This window comes from Mesoterricola sp. MK458, assembly GCF_055384935.1.
Map to the genome: position 1 here is coordinate 3,310,333 of NZ_AP045075.1, position 20,397 is coordinate 3,330,729.

21 protein-coding genes are annotated in these 20,397 nt (G+C 69.3%); 10 read left to right on the forward strand and 11 right to left on the reverse strand.

Annotation, left to right across the window (positions count from 1 at the left end):
* Together ACZ5LB_RS14395 and ACZ5LB_RS14400 are read right to left on the reverse strand one after the other, a co-directional pair.
* Positions 1-381, reverse strand: coding sequence for a hypothetical protein (locus tag ACZ5LB_RS14395; RefSeq protein ID WP_464602903.1), 381 nt, complete (start codon positions 379-381; stop codon positions 1-3).
* Positions 378-1,580 (reverse strand): molybdopterin molybdotransferase MoeA, encoded by a 1,203-nt coding sequence (locus ACZ5LB_RS14400; RefSeq protein WP_464602904.1) that lies wholly within the window; start codon positions 1,578-1,580, stop codon positions 378-380. Before ACZ5LB_RS14400 ends, ACZ5LB_RS14395 begins: the two co-directional genes overlap by 4 nt.
* 130 nt (positions 1,581-1,710) lie before the next feature.
* Here ACZ5LB_RS14400 and ACZ5LB_RS14405 point away from each other — a divergent pair, with 130 nt between their 5' ends.
* From ACZ5LB_RS14405 to thiS (ACZ5LB_RS14445), 9 genes are all read left to right on the forward strand, one after another.
* A complete protein-coding gene (locus ACZ5LB_RS14405) occupies positions 1,711-2,085 on the forward strand; it encodes a winged helix-turn-helix domain-containing protein (protein ID WP_464602905.1) in 375 nt (124 codons plus the stop codon).
* Between the two features lie 178 nt (positions 2,086-2,263).
* Entirely contained in the window at positions 2,264-3,088 is an 825-nt protein-coding gene (locus tag ACZ5LB_RS14410; protein ID WP_464602906.1) for an ABC transporter substrate-binding protein, read from the forward strand.
* Positions 3,089-3,146: 58 nt separating this feature from the next.
* The gene (gene pruA, locus ACZ5LB_RS14415) at positions 3,147-4,778 is read left to right on the forward strand and encodes an L-glutamate gamma-semialdehyde dehydrogenase (RefSeq protein ID WP_464602907.1); all 1,632 of its coding nucleotides are present in this window, start codon (positions 3,147-3,149) and stop codon (positions 4,776-4,778) included.
* Between the two features lie 3 nt (positions 4,779-4,781).
* Complete coding sequence (locus tag ACZ5LB_RS14420; RefSeq protein ID WP_464602908.1) at positions 4,782-5,480, forward strand: ABC transporter permease; 699 nt, start codon at positions 4,782-4,784, stop codon at positions 5,478-5,480.
* Complete coding sequence (locus tag ACZ5LB_RS14425; RefSeq protein ID WP_464602909.1) at positions 5,477-6,544, forward strand: ABC transporter ATP-binding protein; 1,068 nt, start codon at positions 5,477-5,479, stop codon at positions 6,542-6,544. The genes ACZ5LB_RS14420 and ACZ5LB_RS14425 overlap by 4 nt, the downstream gene beginning before the upstream one ends.
* A gap of 50 nt (positions 6,545-6,594) precedes the next feature.
* Positions 6,595-8,748, forward strand: coding sequence for a hypothetical protein (locus tag ACZ5LB_RS14430; protein WP_464602910.1), 2,154 nt, complete (start codon positions 6,595-6,597; stop codon positions 8,746-8,748).
* A 149-nt stretch (positions 8,749-8,897) separates the two neighbouring features.
* A complete protein-coding gene (locus tag ACZ5LB_RS14435) occupies positions 8,898-9,320 on the forward strand; it encodes a 4Fe-4S binding protein (protein ID WP_464602911.1) in 423 nt (140 codons plus the stop codon).
* Positions 9,321-9,413: 93 nt separating this feature from the next.
* On the forward strand, positions 9,414-11,567 hold the full coding sequence (locus tag ACZ5LB_RS14440) for an aldehyde ferredoxin oxidoreductase family protein (RefSeq protein ID WP_464606317.1): 2,154 nt from the start codon (positions 9,414-9,416) through the stop codon (positions 11,565-11,567).
* A gap of 2 nt (positions 11,568-11,569) precedes the next feature.
* Positions 11,570-11,767, forward strand: coding sequence for a sulfur carrier protein ThiS (gene thiS, locus ACZ5LB_RS14445; RefSeq protein WP_464602912.1), 198 nt, complete (start codon positions 11,570-11,572; stop codon positions 11,765-11,767).
* A gap of 1 nt (position 11,768) precedes the next feature.
* Here thiS (ACZ5LB_RS14445) and ACZ5LB_RS14450 read toward each other — a convergent pair whose 3' ends face one another.
* The 8 genes from ACZ5LB_RS14450 to rplI all read right to left on the reverse strand — a co-directional run bounded on the left by ACZ5LB_RS14450 (position 11,769) and on the right by rplI (position 18,480).
* Positions 11,769-12,047, reverse strand: coding sequence for a hypothetical protein (locus ACZ5LB_RS14450; protein WP_464602913.1), 279 nt, complete (start codon positions 12,045-12,047; stop codon positions 11,769-11,771).
* A 9-nt stretch (positions 12,048-12,056) separates the two neighbouring features.
* Positions 12,057-13,517: a PQQ-dependent sugar dehydrogenase gene (locus ACZ5LB_RS14455; protein ID WP_464602914.1), complete on the reverse strand. Its 1,461-nt coding sequence runs from the start codon at positions 13,515-13,517 to the stop codon at positions 12,057-12,059.
* A gap of 115 nt (positions 13,518-13,632) precedes the next feature.
* Complete coding sequence (gene thiS / locus ACZ5LB_RS14460) at positions 13,633-13,887, reverse strand: sulfur carrier protein ThiS (protein ID WP_464602915.1); 255 nt, start codon at positions 13,885-13,887, stop codon at positions 13,633-13,635.
* Positions 13,884-15,125, reverse strand: coding sequence for an NAD(P)/FAD-dependent oxidoreductase (locus tag ACZ5LB_RS14465; protein ID WP_464602916.1), 1,242 nt, complete (start codon positions 15,123-15,125; stop codon positions 13,884-13,886). Before ACZ5LB_RS14465 ends, thiS (ACZ5LB_RS14460) begins: the two co-directional genes overlap by 4 nt.
* Position 15,126: 1 nt before the next feature.
* Positions 15,127-16,977: an aldehyde ferredoxin oxidoreductase family protein gene (locus tag ACZ5LB_RS14470; protein WP_464602917.1), complete on the reverse strand. Its 1,851-nt coding sequence runs from the start codon at positions 16,975-16,977 to the stop codon at positions 15,127-15,129.
* Positions 16,978-16,987: 10 nt separating this feature from the next.
* Positions 16,988-17,467, reverse strand: a complete 480-nt coding sequence (locus ACZ5LB_RS14475) for a 4Fe-4S dicluster domain-containing protein (protein WP_464602918.1) — start codon at positions 17,465-17,467, stop codon at positions 16,988-16,990.
* Positions 17,468-17,655: 188 nt separating this feature from the next.
* Complete coding sequence (locus ACZ5LB_RS14480; protein ID WP_306598167.1) at positions 17,656-17,955, reverse strand: HU family DNA-binding protein; 300 nt, start codon at positions 17,953-17,955, stop codon at positions 17,656-17,658.
* Positions 17,956-18,030: 75 nt separating this feature from the next.
* Positions 18,031-18,480 (reverse strand): 50S ribosomal protein L9, encoded by a 450-nt coding sequence (gene rplI / locus ACZ5LB_RS14485; protein WP_464602919.1) that lies wholly within the window; start codon positions 18,478-18,480, stop codon positions 18,031-18,033.
* Positions 18,481-18,653: 173 nt separating this feature from the next.
* Between rplI and ACZ5LB_RS14490 the strand changes: the two genes are divergently transcribed.
* Positions 18,654-19,022, forward strand: a complete 369-nt coding sequence (locus ACZ5LB_RS14490; RefSeq protein ID WP_464602920.1) for a PilZ domain-containing protein — start codon at positions 18,654-18,656, stop codon at positions 19,020-19,022.
* On the opposite strand, the gene ACZ5LB_RS14495 is transcribed toward ACZ5LB_RS14490, so the two are convergent.
* Positions 19,019-20,386 (reverse strand): tetratricopeptide repeat protein, encoded by a 1,368-nt coding sequence (locus ACZ5LB_RS14495; protein WP_464602921.1) that lies wholly within the window; start codon positions 20,384-20,386, stop codon positions 19,019-19,021. The genes ACZ5LB_RS14490 and ACZ5LB_RS14495 overlap by 4 nt on opposite strands.
* Positions 20,387-20,397: the final 11 nt, after the last annotated feature.

Sequence of the window (20,397 nt, forward strand, 5' to 3'; positions counted from 1 at the left end):
CTAGCGTCTGACCACGTTCCCATGGATGAGTGAAAAATGCCTCCAGCTGCCCGGCATGTGGGAGCCGATGGAGGCCACGGCCGTGGCGGCAAGGTACCACCCCAGGCGCTGCTGGGGCAGCAGGTTGCCCACGCCCAGGAGGGCCAGCTTCACGAGCACGGCCACGCCGCTGGCGTGGTGGATCACCGTGGTGCCCTTGGCCAGGTCCAGGGCGAACAGGAGGGCGCCGCTGAGGACGGTGGCCACGATGGACGTCTTCAACCGGTCGTGGCCGGCCCCCAGGGCGACCCCCCCCAGGACGAGGGCCATGGCCAGGATGTGGATGGTGCGCAGGCCCACCTGGAACGGCCGGGCCCAGGGGAGGGCGGATCCTTCGTTCAATGGTCCTCCGCCTCGTCGATGAGCTGGAGCAGCACCTCGCTGCCCGCCTCCAGGACGGTGGGGCCTTCGGGGATCAGCGCCAGGGCGTTGGCCCGCATCATGCCCGAGAGGATCCCGGAGCCCTGGGGTCCGGCCAGGGCCACCTTCCCGCCGGGGCCGGCCACCACCCGCAGGAACTCGGTGCGCATGGGATCCCCGCTGCGCTTCCACGCCGCCTCCAGGATCCCGGCCCGCTCGGGGCGGTGCAGGTTCCGGTACCCCATCATGCGCCGCAGGGCGGGCCGCACGTAGGCCTCGAACATGAGCATGGCCGCCACCGGGTTGCCCGGGATGCCGAAGATGAGCCGGCCCTTGTGGACCCACAAGCCCAGGGGACTCCCCGGCTTCTGGGCCACCTTCCAGAAGATCCGCTCGGCCCCGTGGTCCTCCAGCACCGCCTTGATGTAGTCGAAGTCCCCCACGGAGATCCCGCCGTTGGTGAGCACCACGTCGGCCTCGTCGAGGGCTTCGCGCACCGCCCGGGCCACCGCCTCCCGGCTGTCCTCCACCCGGGGGCGGGGGAGGGGGATGGCCCCGGCGGCCAGGGCCTGGGCGCAAAGGGAATGGATGTTCGCGTCCCGGATGCGGCCGGGACCGGGGCGATCCCCCGCGTCCACCAGCTCGTTGCCCGTGGTGATGACGGCCACCCGGGGCCGGGGCCGCACCGGGACCTCGGGGCAGCCGATGGCGGCCAGGACCCCCACCTCGGCCGGCCGCAGCACCGCGCCAGCGGACACCACCAGGCCCCCGGCGGGGATGTCCTCCCCCGCCAGGCGGATGTTGGCGCCGGGACGGGGGGTCCCGGAAAGAACCACCCAGCCGTCCTCCACCCGCACGAACTCGATGGGCACGACGGCATCGGCGCCCGCCGGCATCGGGGCGCCGGTCATGATGCGCAGGGCCTCCCCGGGCCCCAGGGGCGGCACCTCGGCCATGCCGGCCGGAACGGTGCCGGCCACCGGCAGGCGCCCCGGGGCCGCGTCCCCGCACCGCAGAGCGAAGCCGTCCATGGCCGAATTGGTGAAGGGCGGCACCGGCTCGGCCGCACGGATGTCCTCCGCCGCGGCCAGCCCCAGGGCTTCCAGAAGCGGGACCCGCCGGGGCGGCAGGGGCTCCGCGCGCTCCAGCACCAGCTTCAGGGCCTCCAGGTATCCGAGCATCCTCACGTTCCTCGCGCCGACCATGGTATCAGACGTGGTGCCCCGGCCCTGCCCGGGCACCGCGCGCGTTCCCCCCCGTTCATGTCCGGGCGCATGGACGGGATTCCGCCCGGGGGCTACCCTGGAAACGATGAATACCTCGGCCAGGAAGATCGTCAGCGTCGGCATCCCCATGGGGGAGCGCTACGCCATGGGCCCCGGCAAGGCCGACCTGCTGGAGGCCATCCAGGCGACCGGCTCCATCTCCGCCGCCGGGCGGAAGCTCGGCATGAGCTACCGCCGCGCCTGGCTCCTGGTGGACGAGATGAACGCCTGCTTCAAGGAACCCGTCGTGGCCACCCGGCTGGGCGGCCCCAAGGGCGGGGGCGCGGTGCTCACGGACCTGGGCCTGGAGGCCGTAAAGCGCTACCGGGCCCTGCAGGCCCTGGCCTGGGACGCCGTGCGCCATTCCGTCCGGGAATACCAGCGCCTCCTGGGCCTTCCGGGGGGGATTCAGCCCGACTGACATGCACGTGGTGCCGGGGCAGAGCCCGGGCGCCACGTCTGACTTGCCATCCGCTATATACACGTGCAACCATCGGGGCACCGGCCCGCCCCGGGGCCGGGATGGATCCGCGCCCTAGCGCCCCCATACGAGGGGTGCGGTTCCCATCCCCCCGGGGCGGCCGTGATCGGAGGCTTCCATGAAAAACCGGTTCCTGACGTTGCTGGCCGGGACGATCCTCTGCCTGGGGCCCGCCGCCTTCGCCCAGCGCAGCGTGATCCTCGCAACCACCACCAGCACCCAGGACTCCGGCCTGCTGGATGTCCTGGTGCCCATGTTCCAGAAGCAGACCGGCTTCCAGGTCAAGACCATCGCCGTGGGATCCGGCCAGGCCATCGCCATGGGCCGCAAGGGCGAGGCGGACGTGCTCCTGGTGCATTCCCCCGAAGCGGAGAAGGCCTTCATGGCCGACGGCCCCGGCCTCAACCGCAAGCTGGTCATGCACAACGACTTCGTCGTGCTGGGCCCCCAGGCGGACCCCGCCGGCCTGAAGGCCGCCCCGGGCGCCGCCGCGGCCTTCCGGAAGCTGGCCGCGGGTTCCTTCACGTTCGTTTCCCGGGCCGACCAGTCCGGCACCCACGCCCAGGAGAAGAAGCTCTGGAAGGGCGCGGGCATCGACCCCGCCGGGAAGCCCTGGTACCTGGAGACGGGCCAGGGCATGGGCCAGACGCTCAACGTCGCCTCCGAGAAGAAGGCCTACACCCTCTCCGACCGGGGCACCTTCCTGGCCATGCGCAAGAACCTGGGCCTGGCCATCGTCTCCGAGGGCGACGCGTCCCTGGCCAACATCTACCACGTCATCGAGATCGACCCGGCCAAGTTCCCCAAGGTCAACGCGGCGGGGGGCAAGGCCTTCGCGGCCTTCCTCGTTTCGGCCCCCGCGCAGGAGGTGATCCGCACCTTCGGGAAGGATCACTTCGGCTCTCCCCTGTTCTTCCCCGACGCGGGCAAAAAGGACAACTAGGGCTGTTATTTAGGGGTCCCTAGACTGGGAACATCCCCAAGGACCCGGGAAAGGACCCATGACCAACGCCATCTTCAATCTCCCCGAAGCCTTCAACGAGCCTGCGTTCTCCTACGCCCCGGGCAGCCCCGAAAGGGCCCTGCTCAAGGCCGAGCTGGACCGCCAGTACCACCAGGTCGTCGACATCCCCCTCATCATCGGCGGCGAGGAGGTGCGCACCGGACGCCTGCAGAAGGCCGTGTGCCCCCACGAGCACGGGCACGTGCTCGCCCAGTACCACGAGGCCGGCGAGGCCGAGATCCGGCTCGCCATCCAGGCGGCGCTGGACGCCAAGGCGGAATGGGAGAACACCCCCTGGGAGGAGCGCGCGGCCATCTTCAACCGCATGGCCAGCCTCATCTCCACCAAGTACCGCTATATCCTCAACGCGGCCACCATGCTCAACCAGTCCAAGACCGCGCACCAGGCGGAGATCGACTCCACCTGCGAGACCGCGGACTTCTTCCGGTACAACGCCAAGTTCATGGAGCAGATCTACCGGCAGCAGCCCGAGAGCAACACCCACACCTGGAACCGGGTGCACTACCGGGCCCTGGAGGGCTTCGTCTTCGCGGTGTCGCCTTTCAATTTCACCGCCATCGGCGCCAACCTCGCCACCGCCCCCGCCCTCATGGGCAATACCGTCGTGTGGAAGCCCGCCAGCACCTCCATCCTCTCCAACTACTACCTGATGCAGCTCTACAAGGAAGCCGGCCTGCCCCGGGGCGTCATCAACTTCGTGCCCAGCCGGGGCTCGGTCATCGGAAAGATCGTCCTGGACCACCCCGCCTTCGCGGGCCTCCACTTCACCGGGTCCACGGGCGTGTTCAATTCCATGTCCAAGACCGTGGCCGACAACGTGGGCAAGTACCGGATCTACCCCCGCCTCGTGGGGGAGACCGGCGGCAAGGACTACATCTTCGTGCACCACTCCGCCGAGATGGTGGAGGTGGCCACGGCCATCGTCCGGGCCTCCTTCGAGTACCAGGGGCAGAAGTGCTCGGCCTGCTCCCGGGCCTACGTCCCCGCTTCCCACTGGCCCCAGCTCAAGGAGCTCATCCTCGGCATGATGGCCCGCATCAAGGTGGGCGACCCCAGGGACTTCCGGAACTTCATGGGCGCCGTCATCGACGAGGCCAGCTTCGACAACACCATGCGCTACATCGAGCTGGCCAAGGCGTCCCCCGCCGCGGAGATCATCCACGGCGGCCACGGGGACAAGAGCCGGGGCTGGTTCGTGGAGCCCACCATCATCGTCACCACCGACCCGAAGTTCGTCACCATGGAGGAGGAGATCTTCTCGCCGGTGCTCACCATCCACGTCTACGAGGACGCGAAGCTGGACGAGACGGTCAAGCTCCTGGACGAGACCAGCCCCTACGCGCTGACCGGGGCCATCTTCGCCCGCAACCGCTACGTCATCAACCGCCTCACCGAGGCCCTGGCCAACACCGCCGGCAACTTCTACATCAACGACAAGTGCACCGGCGCCATGGTGGGCCACCAGCCCTTCGGCGGCGCCCGGGCCTCGGGCACCAACGACAAGGCCGGCAGCTTCCTGAACCTCATTCGCTGGACGTCGCCCCGCACCATCAAGGAGTGCTTCGCCCCCCACCGGGATTTCGCCTATCCTTTCATGGACGAGGAATGAGGATTGGAGCTGCTGTGGGAGGGCATCCGGAAGGCCTTTGACCTTCTGCGCACCCTGGACCCCGAGGTCCTGGGCATCACCCTCTTCACCCTGAAGGTCACCCTGCTGGCAACGTGCGCGAGCCTGGTGCTGGGCCTGGGCGCGGGACTCGTTCTCGCCCTCACCCAGTTTCCCGGCCGGCGCGTCGTCATCAGCCTGGTGAACACGGGCATGGGCCTGCCGCCGGTGGTGGTGGGCCTGTTCGTGACCATGTTCCTGTGGCGCAACGGTCCCCTGGGCGGCTTCGAGCTCCTCTACACGCCCTCGGCCATCATCCTGGCCCAGACCGTCATCGCCACACCCATCATCACGGGCATCAGCGTGGCCGCCCTCCAGCAGCTGCCCCCGGACCTGCGCCTGCAGATCCTCTCCCTGGGCGCCACCCGGTTCCAGATGCTATGGCTCCTGGTGCGCGAGGCGCGCCTGCCGCTCCTGGCCGCGGTCATGGCGGGCTTCGGCGGGGTCATCTCCGAGGTGGGGGCCTCGCTCATGGTGGGCGGCAACATCAAGGGGAGCACCCGGGTGCTCACCACCGCCACCGTCATGGAGACCGGCAAGGGCAACTTCGACGTGGCCATCGCCCTCAGCCTCATCCTCCTGGCGCTCACCTTCGCCGTGAACGCCGTCCTGACCCACATCCAGCAGCGGGAGCGGCCCCGTTGACCGCGCTGCTGCGGGTGGAGGACCTCCTCGTGCGGCGCGGGGACGTCCCGGTCCTGGAGGTGCCGGGCCTGGAACTGGAGGAAGGCGGCGTGCTGGCCCTCATCGGCCCCAACGGGTCAGGCAAGAGCACCCTCCTGAAGACCCTCGCCAGCCTCATGGAGCCCGCCCGGGGCACCCTCCTCTTCCGGGGCGAGGCGCTGCGCCCCGAGGCCTACCGGCGCCGGGTGACCATGGTCTTCCAGGCCCCCCTCCTCTTCGACGCCACGGTGCGGGCCAACCTGGAATCCGGCCTGAAGCTCCACGGGGTACCCGCTGCCGAACGGGGCTCCCGGGTGGCCGCCGTGGCGCGCCGGCTGGGCGTGGACCACCTCCTGGACCGTTCCGCCCGGAACCTTTCCGGGGGCGAAGCCCAGCGCACGGCCCTGGCCCGGGCCTTCGTGCTGCGCCCGGAGATCCTCTTCCTGGACGAGCCCTTCTCCGCCCTGGATCCCCCCACCCGGGAGGCCCTCCTGGACGACCTGGCAGGGGTCCTGCGGGAGACCCGCACTGCCACCGTCATCGCCACCCACGACCAGATGGAGGCCCTGCGCCTGGCGGACCGCATCGCCGTGCTGCGCGAGGGGCGCATCGTCCAATGCGGGCCCGCCGCCGAGGTCATCAACCGCCCCGCGGACGCCTTCGTGGCGGATTTCGTGGGCATGGAGGCGGTCCTGTCGGGCCGGGTGGAAGGCGCGGGCCACGGCGAATTCCGGGTGGCGGCGGGAGGCGGCGTGGTGGTGGCCGCCGGGGAGGCCGTCCCGGGCGAGGAGGTACGCATCGGCATCCGCCCGGAGAACGTCACCCTTTCCGCCCAGGCCGAGGCCCACTCCAGCGCCCGCAACAGCTTTCCCGGCACCGTCACCCGCATCGTGCCCCGGGGCCCCTTCTTCAAGGTGGAACTGGACTGCGGCTTCTTCCTGGCCGCCTACGTCACCCCGGTGTCCCTGGAGGAGCTGGGCCTGGCCGAGGGGAGCCGGGTGGTGGCCCGGTTCAAGGCCACGGCGGTGCACCTCCTCCGGCGGTAGCGCCCACGGTGGGGGTGCGCGCCGTCCGCTCCTCTGGCATCGTGGAGGGCATGCGTTCCACCCTCCGAAGCTTGCCCCTGCTCCTTGCGACGGCCTGCCTCCCGGCCCAGGACGCCTGGGCTCCCGTGGTCAAGGCGGTGGCCGCGCTGCGTTCCCCGGAGAGCTACGTCCTGGTGGCCGCCCTCCCGGCCCCCGAATTCGCCTGGTTCGGGGAGGACAGCCTGGGCGCCGAGTACCGCAAGGGCCTCACCCCGCTTTCCCCTTCCGCGGAGGTGGCGGCGGTCATGGCCCGGCTTCCGGGGGCGCCGGACTGGGCGCTTTTCGCGCCATCGGGCCTGCGCATCGCCGAGGGCCGGGGGCTGCCTACGCCCGCTCGGGTCCGGGCCCTGATGGAGGACGACGGCTGGCGTTCCCAGTGGGACCGCCTCAGGGACCACCTGCGCGACCACCCGGGCGATTCCCAGGGCTGGCAGGAAGCCATTCAGGGGCTGGCCGTCCATGCGGCTTTTGCCCGCCAAGCCGGCAGCCTGGGCCCCGGGCTCCTGGGCACCCTGCGGCAGAACCTGTCGGCGGCCCTGAGAGGCTTCGAAGCGTCCCTGGGAGCGGGAGGCGAACGGCTCTCCCCGGCTGCCATCTACAACCTGGGCAAGGCGGAGCTGGACCAGGACCCGGAAATCGGCCCGGCGGTCATCCGGTTTCTCGCCCAGGTCCGGCCGCTCCTGGCCCGGGACCCCGAGGACCTGAATTTGTGGAACATGGCCATCAATCTCCGCCAGGGCGCCGAGGCCGAACCCGGCGCCCTGGCGGCGGCCCTCGCCCTGCCCGGGGTGCCGGGGCGACCCTGGCCGCCCCCCTTCACGGCCTTCTTCCTCCGCCTGATCCACCGGGACGCCCCCGCCATCCTGGCCCGGGAGGCGGCGTCCTTCCTGGAGGCCAACCTCGAACCCGCCCTGGTGCGCCGGCTCGGCCGGCGCCACGTGAACCGGATGTTCGTAGAGTGGGGCGGGCTGCGGCTGGAAGCCCTCCTTCGCCAGGGGCGGGCCGACGAAGCCCTGGCCGAGGCGGCGAACCTGCGCGCCCGGAGCGGTTCCGCCTGGCGGGGCCTCTCCGCCCGTGTGAGGGTCGTGGCCACCTCCACGGAAACCCGGGATGGCCTTCCGCCTCCCCCGGCCCTGACACCGGTCCAGGCCGCCCAGTTCCTGGAAACCCTCGCCCTGCCCCCGCTGCCGGACCCGCCCCTGCCCGAAGCCCCGCCCCTGCGCCTGGCCATGCTGGGCTCCCACGCCCGGATCGACTGGGCCCGGGTGCAGATCGACGGGAGGTTCAAGGTCTGGGAGGCGGGGGATGTCACCTGGACGCCTCTCACCGCCGCCGAGGCCCGGGCCTTGCGGGAGTCCCACAGCTGGGAGCCGGGCCCCAGGTGGGTTCTGCTCCAGGGGGACCGGTTCCTGGCCACCGGACCGGGGCTCCCCTCCGCCGCGACCCTGGACGCGGCCCTCAGGGCCCAGGCCACGCCCCGCCTGGATGCGCTCAGCGCGTTCATCAAGGCCAATCCCGACCGTCTGGACGCCAGGCGGGAACGCATGGACCTGCTGCGCCCGCAGCTCCCCGATCCCACCCTGGAGGCGCTCTACCTGGCCGACGCCGAGGCCACGTGCGGGTCCCTGGAACCCCTTCCGTTCAAGCCCGATCCCACCACCTGGGGCCCCGTGGCCCGGCGCATTTGCGCAACCCTCGCCCGGCGGCTGGAGGCTTGGCCAGCCAATCCCTACGCCTGGAGAGCCTATACGTTGTGGTCGGCCCTGGATGTCCGCATCCCGCCGCCCCAGGACCTCCTGGCCGGCCTCGAACCCTGGCCCCGCATGGGGGGCTACGGCCTGGCCGGGCCCGTCCCCGCCCTGGCCAGCGTCGCGGTGGGGCGGGTCCTGGCCGCCTCGGGCCGGAACCGGGACCTGGACGGGTGGATGCGGGTGATCTGGTCCCGGGGCCTGAGCGCGTTCCTGGCGGACTGGGCATCCTTGCCCGCCCGGCGAGGCCGCGACCGCAGCGACTTCGACACCCAGGCCCTGCTGGTGCCGGAACTCCTGGCCGGGTGGGGCAAGGCGCTCCGGAAGGCCGGCGACGCCAAGCGTCTGTCGGCGGTGCGGTTCGACCTGGAGGAGATTCGGGAAGGCCTGGGCGCCATCCTGAGCTCGGGGGAATAGTCGACTCCGGCTGTCAGGGAAAAGCCGTGAGCCAAATCACATTTCCGTCCGGTTTCTTGTTCAGCCGCAAAGGCCAAGGTACGTTGAACCGGGGCGCACGACGGCAACATGCCGTCGAAAGATGTTTGCCCCAGGGGAGTGGCCCGGGCATGAGACAGCTGCGCATCGACCTGACCAAGTGCAACTACGGACGGGACTGCAATCACGAGTGCGAATCCGATTGCGCCACCAAGGTGTTCAAGGTGGACGACCCCGCGCTGGCCGCCCTGCACATCCGCGACCACGGCGACGGCAAGGGCACGGCGGTCCTCTGCGACCAGTGCGGGGACTGCGTGGTGGTGTGCCCTGCGGAGGCCCTCAAGCGCAACCGGCTGGGCGTGGTCATGATCAACAAGAAGCTCTGCGTGGGCTGCTACATGTGCATCGGGTTCTGCGAGAAGGAGGCCTTCGAGCGCAACCCCGACTGGATCGAACCCTACAAGTGCACCTCCTGCGGGATCTGCGTGAAGGCCTGCCCCCACGCCGCCCTGGAGATCGTCGAAGTTCCCGAACCCGCCCCCCGCATCATCTGAACCGAGGAACGAACGATGAGCCATCCGGAATCCAGCACCCCCATCGTCCGCTGCGAGGTGGACTTCACCCAGCGCACCGAATACCACGAGGGCATGGAGGCCATCCAGGCCGCCCACAAGCTCCTGGCCGAGGCGACCTTCACCCCCACCCTCCCCGACAAGGGCTACAACAACCGCAGTCTCTACGTGAACGTGGGCACCCGCGAGATCATGGAGAAGCCCGTCACCCAGCAGATGAAGGACATCTTCCTGGGCGGACGGGGCTTCGGCCTCTGGCACCTGTGGAACGCGGTCACCCCCGCCACCCGCTGGAACGACCCGGCCAACGAGATCATCATCAGCCCCGGCCCCGTCTCCGGCACCACGCAGTATGCGGGCAGCGGCAAGTCCCTGGTGGTGACCCTCTCCCCCCAGACCGACATTCCCGTGGACTCCAACGTGGGCGGCTACTTCGGCCCCCTGCTCAAGTTCTCGGGCTTCGACGCCCTGGAGCTCCAGGGCAAGGCCGACCAGGACGTGATCCTCTTCATCGACGGCCAGAAGGGCGTCATCCGCATCGAGGCCGCGCCCCTGGAGCCCGTGGACAGCCACGTGCTGGCCGAGGTCCTCACCCGGATGTACGCGGAGAACGACGCGGACCGCGTGAACATCTCCGTGGTGTCCACCGGCGCCGGCGCCGAGCACAGCCTGATCGGCATGCTCAACTTCTCCTGGTGGGACCACCGCCGGGGCTGCGTGCGCCTCAAGCAGGCCGGTCGCGGCGGCATCGGCACCGTGTTCCGGGACAAGCGCATCCGGGCCCTCGTGTGCCGCGGCCCCGTGGTCAAGGGCGGCCTGAACAACCCCGCGGATCCCGAGACCATCGCCCGCACCGGCATCAAGTTCCACAAGGAGATGCGCACCAACGACGACTCCCAGTGCAAGATGCGCCGCAACGGCACCGCGCACATCGTGGAGATCATGGACGCCTACGACCTCCTTCCCACGCACAACTTCCAGTACGGCTCCCACCCCGACACGCACCGGATCGCCTCCCCCGTGTGGCAGGCGCGATGCACCCAGGAGACCGTGGACGGGTGCTGGTACGGGTGCTCCATGGCCTGCGCCAAGGGCGTCGACGGCCTGGTGCTCAAGACCGGACCCTACAAGGGCCACACCGTCACCGTGGACGGCCCCGAGTACGAGAACGCCGCGGGCCTGGGCTCCAACAGCGGCGTCTTCGACCCCGACTACCTGCTGGAACTGAACTTCTACTGCGACACCTACGGGATCTGCACCATCACCTGGGGCACCCTGACCGCCTTCGTCATGGAGTGCTACCAGCGCGGCATCCTGAACCTGGAGCGCACCGGCGGCCTGGACCTCACCTGGGGCAACGCCGAAGCCGACCTGGAGATGATGCACCAGATGGCCCGGGGCGAAGGGTTCGGCCTCATCGCGGGCCAGGGCATCCACAAGATGAAGGCGATCTTCGAGGCCAAGGGGTGGGGCGATCCCAAGCTCATGGCCGACATCGGCATGGAGTGCAAGGGCCTGGAATACAGCCAGTACATGTCCAAGGAGTCCCTGGCCCAGCAGGGCGGCTACGCCCTCACCAACAAGGGCCCCCAGCACGACGAGGCCTGGCTGATCTTCATGGACATGGTGAACAAGCAGCTGCCCACGTTCGAGGACAAGGCCGAGGCGCTCTACTACTTCCCCCTGTTCCGCACCTGGTTCGGCCTCAACGGCTTCTGCAAGCTCCCCTGGAACGACGTGGTCCCCTCCGACAACGCCTCCACCAGCGAGCCCGCCAAAGTCCCCGAGCACGTGCAGAACTACGTGGACGTCTTCTCCGCCACCACGGGCATCAAGATCGACAAGGACGAGTTGATCCACCAGAGCGCCAAGGTCTACAACTTCCAGCGCATCTTCAACATCCGCATGGGCAAGGGCCTGCGCTCCTTCGACATCCCGCCCTACCGTTCCGTGGGCCCGGTCACCCGGGAGGAGTACGAATCCCGCGCCGAGCGCTACGACAAGCAGATGCTGGAGGAGATCGGCGTGGACCCCGCGGGCCGGACCACCGACGAGAAGATCGCCATCACCCGCGACTACCGCATGAAGCGCTACAACAGCCTCGTGGACGCCGTCTACCTCCGGCGCGGCTGGACCCCCGATGGGGTTCCCACCCAGGCCCGCATCAAGGAACTGGGCCTGGACGTCTTCCCCGAGGTGGTCGAGATCGTGAAGAACCACGGCGGCTGACCATGATCACGGTCAACGGCGACAAGGCGGCGTGGAGCCCCGGAATGACCGTCCAGGACGTGCTGAGGGCGAGGAATTTCAAGTTCCCGCTCCTGGTCATCAAGGTGGACGGCGCCCTGGTCCAGCCCAAGGACTACCCCACCACCCCCGTCCCCGACGGGGCGGTGGTGCAAGTGATCCACCTCATGAGCGGCGGCTGACCTATCCCCCGCCTCGCTGGGTGTGGGCGCGGAAGCGGTCCATGAAGGCGGCCTCTTCCGCGGCCGCGAAGCCCTCGAACGCCACCTCCACCCGCAGCCGCTCCAGGGCCAGGGCTCCCAGGGCCAGGGGCGGCAGCGCCGTGACCCGGATTTCCCAGGTGCGCGCGCCCTCCCCGCCCCGGAGGACGTCCCCGTCCTGGACGATGGGCCCGTCCACCGCCGCCGCCGGCAGGCAGCGGTCGAACTCCGCCCTGGACAGGGTCATTTCCAGAAGGACCATGATTAGAGTCTACGGCCTGGCAATCCGCTTGAGTCCGTCCTGGACCAGGACGTAGAGGGCCCCGTCCTGCCCGAAGGCCAGGTCTCGCATGTCCTGCCCGAACCCGCTGGCGAACAGGCTCACGGTCCCGCTGGCCAGGTGGAGCCGGGCCACCCACCCGCCCACCAGGTCCCCGAAGTAGTAGCTTCCCCGGTACCCGGCGGGCCAGGTGGAGGTGGGCGGATCGAAGGCGGCGCCCAGGATGGCCTGGCCCACCAGGAACGTGCCCGTGCTGGCGGGCTGTCCGGGGGGGATGCCCGAGTGGCCGTAGGCGAACAGGGGCCCCGTGAGGCCCTGGGCGGCGGTGGGTCCCTCGGTGGAGGGCCACCCGTAGTCGGCACCCGGGGCGCCCAGGTCCACCTCCTCCCAGGTGGACTGTCCCACGTCGTTGATGTGCATGCGGGAGGTCCCGGGCTGGAAGGCGAAGGTGAAGGGGTTGCGAAGGCCCCGGGCCCAGATGGCCCGGTTCCCCCCCGAGGCGGTGCCGTAGAAGGGGTTGTCCTCCGGGATGGAGCCGTCGGCGTTGTACCGGAGGATCTTGCCCAGGGGGCTCACCAGGGAGGGCGCGTTGGCCCCCACGGCGTTCTCCCCCACCCCCACGTAGAGCTTGCCGTCTGGACCGAAGTGGAGGGCGCCGCCGTTGTGGTTGTCCGCCCCCAGGGCCGGGAGGTCCACCAGGATCGTCTCGCTTCCGGCGAGCATGCGGTCCGGGTTCCCCGGGTCGGCGGTGAGGCGGCTGACGCGGTTGTGGGTCACGGGGGACGTGGCGGTGTAATAAACGTACACGTAGCCGTTGGTGCCGAATGCGGGGTCGAAGGTCACGCCCAGCAGGCCCCGCTCCCCCGCGGCGGTGGTGGCCAGGGTGGCGAAGGGCGTGGCGAGGAGGCTGCCGTTCCGGAAGACCCGGAGGGCCCCGGCCTGTTCGCACACGAAGATGCGGCCGTCGGGCGCCATGCCCAGAACGGTCGCGGCCGACAGCGTGCCGGGGAGCGAGGTCAGGGTGAAGCCCGCCGGCAGGGCCGCGCCGCCGCCGAAGGTCACCACGGCCTGGGACCAGGGGCTGGCGTTCCCGGCGGCATCCCGGCTGCGGGCCCCCAGCACGTGCTGCCCCGCAGCGTAGGCGCCGGCATCCGGGAGGGTGAACGTGTAGGGCGCCTGGGTGGCGGTGCCCAGGTCCGCCCCGTCCAGGCGGAAGTCCACGGCGGCCACGGCCACGTCGTCCGTGGCGGTGGCGGCCAGGGTCAGGGCGCCGGTGAGCCCGGTGGCGAAGGCTGCGGGCGACGTGAGGGTGCAGGCCGGAGGGGTGGTGTCGGTGGGTGATGTCGGCGGCGGGGCCGGGGTGGGACCGGACGGAGCCGAGGAACCCGAGGATCCGCAACCGATGGTGATACCCAGCGGGACCAGCAGGAGGGCGAAGACCAGACGGCGCATGGGAGCCTCCGGGGAAGCCCCGACCATACCCGAACCGGAAAAAAGACGGAAACCAAATGATCGTGACCCTGATTATCTAGACCTGATTGTTCAAGCAGGCCAACAAGCGCCCCCCTCAGCCCCCGCCCACGGGGGGCCAGATGGCCAGCACATCCCCTTCGGCCAGGACCCGGCCCGCCCGCGCCTCCGGCGCCACGAACACGCCGTTCACCAGCACCAGGGCGCACTGCCCCGGGGGGACGCGGAAGGCTTCGATGACGGCCATCACCGTCGCCCCCGCCTCCACGTCCACCTCCGCCTGATGGGACCTGCGGGCCCCGGGCGGGAGGTGGACGGCGAGGGTGGCGAAGAGCTTCAGGGTGATGTTCATGCCTTCAGCGCGCAGGCCAGGTAGGCCTCCATGAGCAGGGCGGGGTTCCTGCGCAGCCGCTCCTTCCAGGCGCCGAGGCGCACCTTGCCTTCGATGAGGCCCCGCAGCACCCCCAGGTGGTCCGTGTGGCCAACGGCGTTGGCGCCCACCAGGCGGTCTTCCAGGAACTCCAGCTTGAGGTAGCGGTAGCGTCTGGGGTCCGACACCTCCACGGCGTCGCCGCCGGGCAGGCCCTGCCACGCGCCGAAGGAGGAGGACTTGAGACCCAGGGTGTCCAGGACGTTGAACGGGAAGGTGCCCCGGCTCGCGGCCCTGCGCCCGGCCATGCCCAGGGCTGCGATGCGCCCCTGCTCCACGGCGTTGGGCTGGATGGCGTTCACGGAACGCTCGCCGGTGACGACGTCCACGAATTCCGCGACGTCGCCCGCGGCGAAGATTCCGGGGACCGAGGTGGCCATGCGCGCGTCCACCCGGATGCCCGACCCGACCTCCACGCCGGTGCCTTCCAGGAACCCCACGGCGGGCTTGACGCCCACCAGGCAGAGGTAGAGATCGGCCGGGAGCACTTCTCCCCCCGGAAGGTGCACGCCGAGGTGGCCGTCCTCCGCGGAGATCGACTCGGGCAGGGTTTCCACCCGGATCTTCACGCCCCGGGACTCGCACCAGCTCCGGATCATGGCGCTGGAAGCCGGGTTCATCATGCGCGAGACCATGCGCCCGCTGCGCACGAGGATCGTCAGGTCCACCCCCAGGGACACGAGCCCCTGCATGATGATGCACCCCACGAACCCCGCGCCCATCTGCACCACCCGCGTGCCGGGCGAGGCCTTGCGCAGGAGGTCCCGGGCGTCCTCCAGGGTCCAGCAGGTGTGGACCCCGGGCAGGTCGATGCCGGGGATCCGCTGCAGCGAAGGCCTGGAGCCGGTGGCCACCAGGAGGCGGTCGTAGGCCAGGACGCGGCCGCCTTCCAGGGTCACGGTCGAGGCGGCCGGATCCACGGTGCGCACCCGGCCGTGCACCACGTCGATGCCCATGCGGGCGTAGTGGTCCTCTCGGGGACGGATGCGAAGGCCCGGCTCCTGGATGCGGCCGGAGAGAAGGTAGGGGATCGCCATGCGGGCGTACGGGATTTCCCCTTCACCTTCGATGAGCGTGACCGGCCCCGCGGGATCGGCCCCGCGTAGGGTCTCGGCGGCGGTGACGCCGGCGGGGCCGGCGCCGATGATGACGTGGCGCATGCTACAGCCCCAGGCGCGCGACGGTTTCGGGCGTGGGCACGCCGTCGGGGGTCCAGCCCCGGACCTGGTAGTACTCGGGCAGCATCTTGCCCAGCTCGGCGACCTTTCCCTTCATGGGGCCGGTGCGGGCGGGCTCGTTGAGCAGCCTCGGCGGCAGGGTGTCGTCCTTGCCCGTGAGGCCGGCGGCGAGGTTGTAGGCGCGCTCGAGGTTCCACACCCGCTCGCCCAGGAGCATCAGGCGCTCCAGGGACCAGTCCCCGCCCAGGGCGGGCTGGATCATGGACTGGATGTCCGGGCCGCCCCAGGCGAAGGTGGTGAACAGGCAGATGCCGGCGGAGTCCACCACGGCCGTGAGGTCTTGGAAGGCCTTGAGCATGGGGGCCTTCCCCTCGGTCGCGCCGGGGTCCATCTTCAGGGGGATGCCCAGCACTTCGGGCGAGACCATGTAGCCGCGCACGTGGCAGGCGCCACGGTTGCTGGTGGCGTACTCCAGGGCCATGCCCTGCAGGCCCCGGCCGTCATAGGCGGGGAATTCCTGGCCCTTGACCGACATGGACAGGTCGGGCCGGCCATACGACGTGCACATCACCCGGGACCCCAGGCCGATGACCTTCCCGAAGCCCACGCCCTGGGCGGTCATCTCCGCGAGCTTCACCAGGGCCTCGGAGCTGCCCCACTCCAGGCCGAACCCCACCTCCTCCTTCTTGATGAGGCCCAGTTCGTAGAGCTCCATGGCCGCGCCGATGGTGGTGCCCAGGGTGATGGGATCGAACCCGTCCTCGTTGCAGAGGAAGTTCGCGTAGGTGAGCGCCTCCAGGTCCGACACGCCGCAGGCCGCGCCCAGGGCCCAGGCGGCCTCGTATTCCACGCCGCCCGACGCGCCGTGGTACTGGGGCTTGTCCTTCACGGCGAAGTGGCCCTTGTCCATCTTCGAGATGCGGCCGCAGGCGATGGTGCACCCGAAGCAGGCGTTGTTGGCGATGAGGTTGGGTTTGCCGTCGGTGTCCCTGGGCTGCTTCATCGCCTCGCCTGAAATGGCGTGGGCGCTTTCGAACTGGATCTCCCTGTGGTTGCGTGTGGGCAAGGCCCCCACCTCGTTGATGACGTTCATGAGCACCTGGGTCCCGTAGGCCGGCAGGCCCTGGCCCGTGACGCCGTTGCCCGCGAGCACGGCCTTCGCCGCGGCCACGGCCTTGAAGAAGCCCTCGGGATCGGCCGGGGCGTAGGCGTCCGTGCGCGTGCCCCGGATGGCCACGGCCTTGAGGTTCTTGGAGCCCATGACGGCCCCAACCCCCGACCGGCCCGCGGCGCGGTGCAGGTCGTTGACGATGCCGGCGAAAAGGACGCCGTTCTCGCCCGCCCTGCCGATGCTGGCCACCCGCAACTGCGGGTCCTGGTGGGCATGCTTGATGAGCTCCTCCGTTTCCCAGCAGGTGCGGCCCCACAGGTGGGCGGCGTCCAGCAGCCGGGCCTCATCGTTTTCCAGGAGGAGGTACACGGGCTTTTCCGACTTCCCTTCGAAAATGATCATGTCGTAGCCCGCGAACTTCATCTCGGCGCCGAAGTAGCCGCCGGAGTTGGAGCAGGCGATGGCGCCCGTGAGGGGGCCCTTGGTGACCACCGCGTAGCGCCCGCCGGTGCTGGCGGAGGTGCCCGTCAAGGGGCCGGTGGCGAAGATGAGCTTGTTGCCCTCGGCCAGGGGGAGCACCTTGGGGTCGGTCTCCTCCACCAGGTACTTGGTGGCCAGGCCGCGCTGGCCCAGGTACTGGCGGGCCCATTCCAGGTTCAGGGGCTCGGCCTTGCAGGTGCCGGCCGTGAGGTTCACGCGAAGGATCTTCCGGGTCCAGGTCATGGCCGCCTCCTCACACCGCTGCCGGGTTGTTGTCGGTCCGGCCGGCCCACCGCCGCATGCGGTCCAGCCCCGTCCAGTCCGCATCCACATAGGTGATGGCCCCCGTGGGGCAGGCCCCCGCGCAGGCGGGTTCGCCCCCGTCGCACAGATCGCATTTCTGCACCTTGCCCGTGGCCGCGACGTAGTTCACGGTGCCGAAGGGGCAGGCGATGGTGCAGACCTTGCAGCCCACGCACAGGTCCTCCAGCACCTTCTTGGCGCCGGTGGCGGGATCCAGGACGATGGCCTCCACGGGGCAGGCGTGGAGGCACCAGGCCTCGTCGCATTGCGTGCAGGTGTACGGCACCTTGCGCCCCTCGTCCTCGAAACCGAACACCTTGATGCGGGACCGGGAGATGGTGAAGGTGTGGTGGTGCTCGTAGGCGCAGGCCATCTCGCACTGGAGGCAGCCCGTGCATTTGTTGGGATCCATCTTCAGGGATTTCTGCATGGAGGTGCCTCCTGTGGGGATTTGGCGGGAAGTATGGACTTCACCCGCGCGTCGCCACAGCCAGAGACACCGTATCAACGGCAACTATATAAATATTAATGCATAGACAGGATCGATATATATTCAGGAAACCACCGTACAAAAAAGGCGGCCACCCGCAGGTGGCCGCCTTCCGGGTCCGGTGGGACCTACATCTGGTCCTTGAGGCCCTTGGCGGCCTTGAAGACGACCTTGCGGCCGGCGGGGATCTGGATCTTCTCGCCGGTCTTGGGGTTGCGACCCATCTTCTCGCGGGTGGCGCGAACTTCGAAGGTGCCCAGGCCGAAGACGTTCACGCGCTTGCCGCCGAGGAGGGACTGCACGATCTCGTCACGGAGACCGTCGAGCATGGCCTTGGCGCGGGCCTTGGTGAGATCGTGGGCCTCGGCGAGGGAGGCGGACAGTTCGGGAATGCCGATGGTTTCGGGCTTGGAGGTGGTCTTGGTCATGCTGTTCCTCTCTGGAGGCGGTATTGAGGATCTGAAGCCGGGCACGGGCGGCCCGGCTCCGTGGAACGGGAAGGACTACTCGGCCGCGAGGGCCGTGACTTCGAGGGCGATCTTCGCGTGGACGCCGGCGTAGATGCGCACGTCCGCTTCATAGGCGCCCACGGTCTTGACGTGGGGCACGGTGATGCTCTGCTTCTCGACCTCGAAACCCTTGGCCTTGAGCAGCTCGGCCACGTCGCCGTTGGTGACGGAACCGAAGAGGTGACCGTTCTCGCCCACCTTCTTGGCCACGGAAAGGGCCAGGGCGGAAAGCTTCTCGGCCAGGGACTGGGCGTCCGCGAGCTCCTTGGCGCGCAGCTTGATGTTGCGCTCCTTCTCGAGCTCGATCTGGCGCTTGTTCCCGGCGGTCACGGGCAGGGCCTTCTTGCGGGGAAGGAGGAAGTTCCGGGCGTAGCCGTCCTTGACGTTGACGACGTCCCCGCGCACGCCCAGATTGGGCACGTTCTCGATGAGCAGAATCTCCATTGGTTTGATCTCCAGTGCATGGCCAGCGCTAAGGCGTTGTCCCCTCATAGGTTAGGCTGGGAACCATTTCCCGGCCAGGGTTCTCCAATGGTCTGGAGCCCGTTCCCTCGGTGGGTTGAGGCCACTTTTTCTGTCATATTACTTTAACCCGACACCCCTCTTAACGGAACCCCATGGATTCTGCATCCGACAGAAGATCGAAGCTTCGCATCGTGGTTGGACCGGACATCACCATCCAGTTCCGGGTGAAGCAATTCGAATACAAGAACATCCGCATCACCAACCTGAGCGCTGGCGGCTGCTTCGCCACCCTGCCCCGGGCCGAGAACCATCTTTTCCGCCAGGGGACGCTCCTGGAACATTTCGGCTTCGAGTACCCGGACCTGACGGGTGAGCCATTCATGGCCAAGGTCGCCTACGTGCTGGGCGGCGCCGGCGGCGGCAGGGGCGCCCTGGAACTCATCGGCCTGGGCATCCATTTCCTCGCCATGACGCCGTCCATGGAGGAATCGCTCCTCCACTTCGTCGAATCGAGAAGCTAGATCATCCCCACCCATGGGCCCGTCTCCGGCCGCAGGTGAAGCTCGGGCAGCTCGTTCTCCTTGAACATGAAGTGGCTGCTGTTCCAGCTGCCGCAGGCCTCGCAGCGGTCCACGTAGTCGGGGGTCTTCTGGCCGCACACGCTGCACTCGAAGCGCTGGCGGAGGATGCCGAGGTTGCGAAGGAGCTGGCGGTACTCGTTCAGGGCCTGCTCCATGCGCCCGCGCCGGGAATGGATCTTGGCCATGAAGAAGAAGAGGATGGGCGAGTAGACCACCTGGGCCCGCACCTCCTGGAACAGCACCAGGGCCTCGTCCAGGATCTCCAGGCGGTAGAGCATCTTGCCCAGGAAGAACTTGGCGGTGGTGGCGAACTCGCTGGTGGCGGCGATGCGGCGGAGCACGGCGAGCCCCTCCTCGGGCTTGCCGCTCTGGATGAAGTAGTCCTCCACCTCCTGCAGCAGGGCGCCCTCCCCGGTGGTGCGGAAGCCCTCCTGCCAGATCTCCAGGCCCTGGACCTCCTGGTCCTGCAGGATCATGCAGCGCCCCAGGGACAGGTAGGCCGGAACGAAGGTCGTGTCCTCCTTCAGGATCTGCTGGAAGATCTGCGCGGCCTCCTTGTAGAGGTCGGCCTCCACCTTGGTGAGGCCCACCTGGTACTGCAAGGCCGTGCCCTGGGCCCGCTCGGGGCTGTTCACTTCCTTGCCGAAGCGGGACACGAGGCGCTTGTGGACGTCCAGGGCCTCCTCCCAGCGCCCGGCGTCCATGTGCAGGGTGCGCAGCTTGCGCAGGGCCCGGAGGGCCTGCTTGGGGTTGTCCCCCGCCACGCGCTTCAGGAGGACGGTGGCGGCCTCGGGGTTGCGGGCCGCGATGAGGGCGTCGGCCAGCAGGTACTGGAACTCGATCGCCGCGGGATGGGCCGCCGCGCAGCCCTCCAGGTGCTTGACGGCGGCATCGTAGTCGCCCAGCTTCACCAGGGCCTCGCCCATGAGGAGGCTCGCGGCCTCGTGGTCCCCGCGCTCGCGCAGGACACTCTCCAGCACCTGCCGGGCATGGCCGGGAAGGCCGTGGGACAGGAGGTCCCGGGCCTCGGCCAGGAGGCTGGAAAGGCGCTTTCCCGCGCGGGTCGCGGCGGACGCGTTGATGCCCTTGACGAAGCGGGTGAATTCCATGATGCCGGTGTAGAGCAGGTTCAGCACGAAGCCCAGGAGGAAGGCGCCCACCAGCAGGGACGACACCCGGACGCTCGCGCCGCTCCAGAGCTGGATGTCCTGCCCCAGCACGGTGGTGTTCCCCATGTACACGTAGCCCACCGACATGAGCACGAAGGCGATGAGCACGATGAAGAGCACGTTGATCAGACGCATGGAGGTTCCCC

Excerpts from the sequence above, each read along its gene's own strand:
- ACZ5LB_RS14400 (WP_464602904.1), bottom strand. The coding sequence starts at position 1,580 with ATGCTCGGATACCTGGAGGCCCTGAAGCTGGTGCTGGAGCGCGCGGAG.
- ACZ5LB_RS14405 (WP_464602905.1), top strand. The coding sequence starts at position 1,711 with ATGAATACCTCGGCCAGGAAGATCGTCAGCGTCGGCATCCCCATGGGG.
- ACZ5LB_RS14410 (WP_464602906.1), top strand. The coding sequence starts at position 2,264 with ATGAAAAACCGGTTCCTGACGTTGCTGGCCGGGACGATCCTCTGCCTG.
- pruA (WP_464602907.1), top strand. The coding sequence starts at position 3,147 with ATGACCAACGCCATCTTCAATCTCCCCGAAGCCTTCAACGAGCCTGCG.
- ACZ5LB_RS14430 (WP_464602910.1), top strand. The coding sequence starts at position 6,595 with ATGCGTTCCACCCTCCGAAGCTTGCCCCTGCTCCTTGCGACGGCCTGC.
- ACZ5LB_RS14435 (WP_464602911.1), top strand. The coding sequence starts at position 8,898 with ATGAGACAGCTGCGCATCGACCTGACCAAGTGCAACTACGGACGGGAC.
- ACZ5LB_RS14440 (WP_464606317.1), top strand. The coding sequence starts at position 9,414 with ATGGAGGCCATCCAGGCCGCCCACAAGCTCCTGGCCGAGGCGACCTTC.
- thiS (WP_464602912.1), top strand. The coding sequence starts at position 11,570 with ATGATCACGGTCAACGGCGACAAGGCGGCGTGGAGCCCCGGAATGACC.
- ACZ5LB_RS14450 (WP_464602913.1), bottom strand. The coding sequence starts at position 12,047 with ATGGTCCTTCTGGAAATGACCCTGTCCAGGGCGGAGTTCGACCGCTGC.
- ACZ5LB_RS14455 (WP_464602914.1), bottom strand. The coding sequence starts at position 13,517 with ATGCGCCGTCTGGTCTTCGCCCTCCTGCTGGTCCCGCTGGGTATCACC.
- thiS (WP_464602915.1), bottom strand. The coding sequence starts at position 13,887 with ATGAACATCACCCTGAAGCTCTTCGCCACCCTCGCCGTCCACCTCCCG.
- ACZ5LB_RS14465 (WP_464602916.1), bottom strand. The coding sequence starts at position 15,125 with ATGCGCCACGTCATCATCGGCGCCGGCCCCGCCGGCGTCACCGCCGCC.
- ACZ5LB_RS14470 (WP_464602917.1), bottom strand. The coding sequence starts at position 16,977 with ATGACCTGGACCCGGAAGATCCTTCGCGTGAACCTCACGGCCGGCACC.
- ACZ5LB_RS14475 (WP_464602918.1), bottom strand. The coding sequence starts at position 17,467 with ATGCAGAAATCCCTGAAGATGGATCCCAACAAATGCACGGGCTGCCTC.
- ACZ5LB_RS14480 (WP_306598167.1), bottom strand. The coding sequence starts at position 17,955 with ATGACCAAGACCACCTCCAAGCCCGAAACCATCGGCATTCCCGAACTG.
- rplI (WP_464602919.1), bottom strand. The coding sequence starts at position 18,480 with ATGGAGATTCTGCTCATCGAGAACGTGCCCAATCTGGGCGTGCGCGGG.
- ACZ5LB_RS14490 (WP_464602920.1), top strand. The coding sequence starts at position 18,654 with ATGGATTCTGCATCCGACAGAAGATCGAAGCTTCGCATCGTGGTTGGA.
- ACZ5LB_RS14495 (WP_464602921.1), bottom strand. The coding sequence starts at position 20,386 with ATGCGTCTGATCAACGTGCTCTTCATCGTGCTCATCGCCTTCGTGCTC.